The following is a 5,931-nucleotide window of genomic DNA, read 5'->3' on the forward strand; positions in this document are numbered from 1 at the left end:
GAGGCAGCACCTGGCACGGCTGGGACGGAAGTCGCTGTCGTTCTCAAAATCGGTGGAGCTGCATGACAAAGTCATCGGGCATTATCTGAACATAAAACACTAACAATAAGTTGGAGTCATTACCGGTCCCTAGCGATTATTCCTGGCTGGTTCGTCAGTTTAGGTCATGAGATTGTTACATTCCTTTTTATCCTGGAGATATGGGGGAACGCAGGCGACGCTTTTTCATCTACATCCGTTGGTAAATATGGCTTTGGTCACTACGACTTAAACCCTCCTCAATCACAGCTACTCGCCGGGCGATATGGCAAACAAACTAATTGAAACATCATCCTGAAAACACCAGCATCAACAAGCCTCTCCAGATCGACATCAGGAGTGACCAGTTACAAGCCACAAACCAAGAAACATATTTCATGATGAGAATTATGCTCAGCCTGATGGCGGGTAAACACTTATTTTCACCAAGCTCACTGAGTTAGCTTGCAAAGCTTTCTTTGTTTAGATTCTAAATAAATTATTTATAAAACATATAGTTAAAAGAAAATCTTTAGTTTTTGAAGACCACCGCAAGTGTTCGTCTGGCTTCACATGGCATCTGCCTCTTAGAAAAAGATCGACATATTTTGTGACACGAATTGCAAATCTGGTTTTGTTGTATGGATTGCGTGATTTTTGATCTGGTATAACAGGTATAAAGGTGCACCACGATAGTCAATGAAACTGGGCATCTCGCAATCTATGGCAAACATCACTTCAGTTCTTTCTCATCGGGTGATGAAAACGCACTTCAGTCTGAAAGGAATATGAAAATGAGATCAACAGACACTCTATTTTATGACTCTGGGTAAAATGGATTGAGTAAGCGATATAGCTTACGAAAATTCAAATCAATTAAACATCAGCAGAGATTTTATACTCAGGTATTTAATCTGGCTCTCTGTTTATTTAAATAATGTGGAAAGAGATTTTTCACAGGAGACATTATACAAAAAATATAAAATACAGCTACCCGTTGCCAAAGACACTATAAGCCTGGCAAAAAATATTACACAACATAAATGCTAATTGTTTATGCGGGCTTTGTATTGCTTTCTGTATCCTACAAATGAGTGAAATTTATGAAAAAGGCTAAAATACTTTCTGGCGTATTATTACTGTGCTTTTCGTCCCCATTAATTTCTCAGGCTGCGACACTGGACGTACGTGGTGGATATCGTAGTGGAAGCCACGCCTATGAGACTCGACTCAAAGTCAGTGAGGGATGGCAAAATGGATGGTGGGCAAGCATGGAAAGTAATACCTGGAATACCATTCATGATAATAAAAAGGAAAATGCCGCACTCAATGATGTTCAGGTTGAAGTTAATTACGCAATTAAACTTGATGATCAATGGACGGTACGCCCGGGAATGTTAACGCATTTTAGCAGCAACGGCACACGTTACGGACCCTACGTAAAACTGTCCTGGGACGCGACAAAAGATCTTAATTTTGGCATTCGCTATCGTTACGACTGGAAAGCTTACCGACAACAAGACTTATCCGGTGATATGTCTCGTGATAACGTTCATCGTTGGGATGGATATGTCACTTACCATATTAATAGTGATTTCACCTTCGCATGGCAAACGACGCTATACAGCAAACAGAACGATTATCGCTATGCAAACCATAAGAAATGGGCGACGGAAAATGCATTTGTTCTACAATACCATATGACGCCCGATATTACGCCATACATAGAATATGACTACCTTGACCGTCAGGGTGTTTACAACGGCAGAGATAATTTATCGGAAAACAGTTATCGCATTGGTGTGTCATTTAAACTGTAGTAGACAGGAGACAGTCACAATGAATAAAACAATAACGGCGCTTGCTATCATGATGGCTTCATTTGCCGCAAACGCGTCTGTATTACCGGAAACTCCTGTGCCATTTAAAAGTGGTACCGGAGCAATTGATAACGACACTGTCTACATTGGTTTAGGTAGCGCAGGTACGGCATGGTACAAGCTGGATACACAGGCCAAAGATAAAAAATGGACAGCGTTAGCTGCATTCCCTGGTGGACCAAGAGATCAAGCAACCTCGGCATTTATTGATGGTGATCTGTATGTGTTTGGCGGCATTGGCAAAAATAGCAAGGGCTTGACTCAGGTATTTAATGACGTACACAAATACAACCCCAAAACCAATAGCTGGGTTAAATTGATGTCGCACGCGCCAATGGGCATGGCGGGCCATGTGACTTTTGTACACAACGGCAAAGCTTATGTTACTGGCGGTGTTAACCAGAATATCTTCAATGGCTATTTTGAAGATCTCAACGAGGCTGGAAAAGATTCAACCGCTATAGATAAAATCAACGCTCACTATTTTGACAAAAAAGCAGAAGATTATTTCTTCAATAAGTTTCTGTTGTCTTTTGATCCCTCAACCCAGCAATGGAGTTACGCTGGCGAATCTCCCTGGTACGGAACGGCTGGTGCGGCGGTTGTGAATAAAGGTGATAAAACCTGGCTTATTAATGGCGAAGCCAAACCCGGATTGCGAACGGATGCCGTATTTGAACTTGATTTCACCGGTGATAATTTAAAATGGAATAGGCTTGCTCCCGTCTCATCACCAGATGGCGTCGCTGGCGGTTTTGCGGGGATAAGCAATGATTCTCTTATATTTGCCGGAGGGGCCGGATTCAAAGGTTCACGAGAAAATTACCAGAACGGTAAGAACTATGCGCATGAAGGCCTGAAAAAATCATATAGCACTGATATTCATCTTTGGCATAACGGGAAATGGGATAAATCGGGTGAATTATCGCAAGGTCGGGCCTACGGAGTATCATTGCCCTGGAATAATAGTCTATTGATTATTGGCGGTGAATCTGCAGGCGGCAAAGCGGTGACGGATTCAGTTTTGATCTCTGTGAAGGATAATAAAGTCACAGTACAAAACTAACGCTTCAGGGCCCCGGTAAAGGGCCCTGCTATCAATTTGTCATTTCAATTACGCGAAAATTATATGAACGCAATAATATCGCCCAATTATTACTATGTTCTTACCGTTGCTGGTCAGTCTAATGCCATGGCGTATGGCGAAGGACTGCCATTACCGGACAGGGAAGATGCGCCTCATCCCAGAATCAAACAATTAGCGAGATTTACGCATACGCATCCCGGAGGCCCGCCATGTCACTTTAACGACATTATTCCACTGACTCACTGCCCACACGATGTTCAGGATATGCAGGGTTATCACCATCCTCTGGCAACGAATCATCAAACACAGTACGGCACCGTTGGCCAGGCACTGCATATTGCACGGAAATTACTGCCCTTCATTCCTGATAATGCAGGGATTCTCATCGTCCCGTGTTGCCGTGGCGGATCGGCTTTTACCGCGGGCAGCGAGGGGACATATTCAGAACGGCACGGAGCCAGCCATGATGCTTGTCGTTGGGGAACGGATACCCCGCTCTACCAGGATTTAGTCAGCAGAACGCGAGCCGCACTGGCAAAAAATCCGCATAACAAATTCCTCGGCGTATGCTGGATGCAAGGCGAATTTGACTTAATGACCAGTGACTACGCGTCACACCCTCAACACTTTAATCATATGGTTGAAGCCTTTCGTAGGGATCTAAAACAATTCCATTCTCAGCTTAATAATATTACTGCCGCGCCGTGGTTTTGCGGCGATACCACCTGGTACTGGAAAGAAAATTTCCCTCATGCGTATGAAGCTATTTATGGCAATTATCAAAATAATGTTTTAGCCAATATTATTTTCGTCGACTTCCAGCAACAAGGTGAAAGAGGACTGACGAACGCGCCTGATGAAGATCCGGACGATTTAAGCACGGGATATTTCGGTTCAGCGTACCGGTCAGCGGAGAACTGGACGACGTCACTGCGAAGCAGTCATTTCAGCGCGGCAGCCCGTCGGGGGATTATTTCTGACAGATTTGTAGAAGCAATTTTGCAGTTTTGGCGCGAAAGGTGAGCGGGGAGTTTATTCATGGGGGATGTCCTTGTCCATTCCCAGAGCAGACAACAAAAAACAAATGAGATCAAGGTAATATCTCTTCACTTGCGGGCTCGAACAGCAGGCAATTGCCAATATAATAATCTGGCACAAGGGTGAAAAACGCGCACCGCATAAACCGTTGTTATTGCTTACAGATTAGCCGGATGCCTTAATAGACATCCGCGCCTTTTCGGTTATGGCTCGGAAATCTACGAACATCTACACAGTTTACTGGAACGTTTTGGGCCACAGCGTTCGCAGCACCGTCCTGATATGCCGTTCTGGCGATTATAAGTCGACGGATTCTGGCAAATAGACGATGATGATATGCTTAATGATGTTCAAAGAAATTAGGCCATTATTATATTATTGCTTGCATTTTCTTTCATTCCTAAAAGCACCCGCCATTAATCCCAGGCGCATTATGCAAAGGAAAATGATTAGGTAAACAATAAGATTTATAATCAGGAAAGGCGACTCGCAATAAAACGGAAAGTCGCCTTAACATTGGTAAAATATGCCCTTTACTACTCCTGTATCATGAACGGCTCATCACATTTAAAGCTGACGTTGATCCAGACTACCATATATTGCCTTTATTTCATTTTTTACGCCTTCGCCACGGTACACCAAAGACGTATCGTATCGTTGATACTTATCTTCCCGTGCAGCACTGAACCAGTTAAAAGATCCGACACACAGCAGTTCTTCATCCTCAATCACAATTTTGCTGTGGACACGATTAACCAATTTCGTAGCGATACCCATCTTATTGAGCTTTTCAACAGCATCATTCAGCAGATGTTGTTTCTCCTGACGCTTATCATCATCGACATGCGCTATATTGCAGTTTTTATCCGTCACCACGGTAATATCAATGCCCCGGGAACGGGCCAAAGCCATTGATGCCAGAAATCCCGTTTGCTCCACTTTTTGCCAAGATAACCAAGGGGAAATAATCGTTATTTTCTTTTGAGCTCCGGCAAGAGTCTTGTTCAAAAATCCATCATGCTGCTCCACACCATGCAGCGTTGAAATTTGTGTATGTGCGGAAATTAAATCCTGTCGTTTCTGAAACTCAAATTGCAACGCATTATTATCTGAAGAAAAGAGATATTTTGCCAATAACCCTCGCGGCGAAAATGCGGGCTGCATCTCGATAAGGTCCATATCGCCAAATACCAGAAAACTATCTTTAGCGCGTGAGACAGCAACATTGAGGATACTGCTGTTGCTATCAAGAAACCTGCCATCTTCATGTTTTGAGTAGACAGGAGAAAAGAGAACAATCGCCCTTTCCGCCCCCTGCAAGGAGTGCACAGTCCCCACTGTCAGTGAACCCTGCTCGTCTTTGCCATTAATTTCCAGCTTACGCAATGACGTTTTGATAGCATTAACCTGCGCCGAAAATGGCGTCACAACACCAACAACTTTGTACAGTGGTTCCCCGTAATGGCGCTCTATATCATCCTTATGTGCCACCAGCCATGCTGCTATTGTTTCAGCTTCAAGAGGGTTATAACGGCTTCCTCCATTTGGCTTCATGCCTCTACCATCAATATGTAAATATCCCATTGCGGGGAAAATCGTCCCTTTTTCCATCCCTCTTTTAGGCTGCAACTTACCGTGATAGCAAAGTGAGTTACAGTAGCCGATGATGTTATTGAAACAGCGACGATGCTCATACAGATACATTCCGCGCTCGAACTTGGGATCATACTGGTAGTGAGAGTTGAACTGGGCTACCTGCATTACGCTGCCAGATGCTGCACTTTTTCCAGACCCATTTATTATCGAATACGGTGACCGCCTGAGCGGCCACCTTTAATCGTGGGCAGTTACACAGAATTATTTACAGGGCCTTGCTGGGAGTTCTTACACTTGCTCGCGATATTCAAT

The 5,931-nt window shown here is 43.9% G+C and carries 4 protein-coding genes and 2 pseudogenes; 5 read left to right on the forward strand and 1 reads right to left on the reverse strand.

Annotated elements, in window-relative coordinates; translation table 11 throughout:
• The 5 genes and pseudogenes from RTW80_RS21905 to RTW80_RS21925 form a co-directional block, all read left to right on the forward strand.
• A partial coding sequence (locus RTW80_RS21905; RefSeq protein WP_213080346.1) for an IS1 family transposase occupies window positions 1-103 on the forward strand: 103 nt, incomplete at its 5' end.
• Between the two features lie 1,018 nt (window positions 104-1,121).
• Window positions 1,122-1,838 (forward strand): N-acetylneuraminic acid outer membrane channel NanC, encoded by a 717-nt coding sequence (gene nanC / locus RTW80_RS21910; protein ID WP_001295734.1) that lies wholly within the window; start codon window positions 1,122-1,124, stop codon window positions 1,836-1,838.
• Between the two features lie 19 nt (window positions 1,839-1,857).
• Window positions 1,858-2,964 (forward strand): N-acetylneuraminate epimerase, encoded by a 1,107-nt coding sequence (nanM, locus tag RTW80_RS21915; RefSeq protein WP_001295733.1) that lies wholly within the window; start codon window positions 1,858-1,860, stop codon window positions 2,962-2,964.
• Window positions 2,965-3,027: 63 nt separating this feature from the next.
• The gene (locus RTW80_RS21920; protein WP_000991462.1) at window positions 3,028-4,008 is read left to right on the forward strand and encodes a sialate O-acetylesterase; all 981 of its coding nucleotides are present in this window, start codon (window positions 3,028-3,030) and stop codon (window positions 4,006-4,008) included.
• Window positions 4,009-4,117: 109 nt separating this feature from the next.
• A pseudogene (locus tag RTW80_RS21925) lies at window positions 4,118-4,323 on the forward strand (restriction endonuclease); the annotation flags it as partial.
• 267 nt (window positions 4,324-4,590) lie between these two features.
• Here RTW80_RS21925 and yjhR read toward each other — a convergent pair.
• A pseudogene (gene yjhR, locus RTW80_RS21930) lies at window positions 4,591-5,832 on the reverse strand (helicase YjhR); the annotation flags it as partial.
• Between the last annotated feature and the right edge of the window lie 99 nt (window positions 5,833-5,931).

This window comes from Escherichia sp. AM3 (genome assembly GCF_032029835.1).
Classification (GTDB): domain Bacteria; phylum Pseudomonadota; class Gammaproteobacteria; order Enterobacterales; family Enterobacteriaceae; genus Escherichia; species Escherichia coli.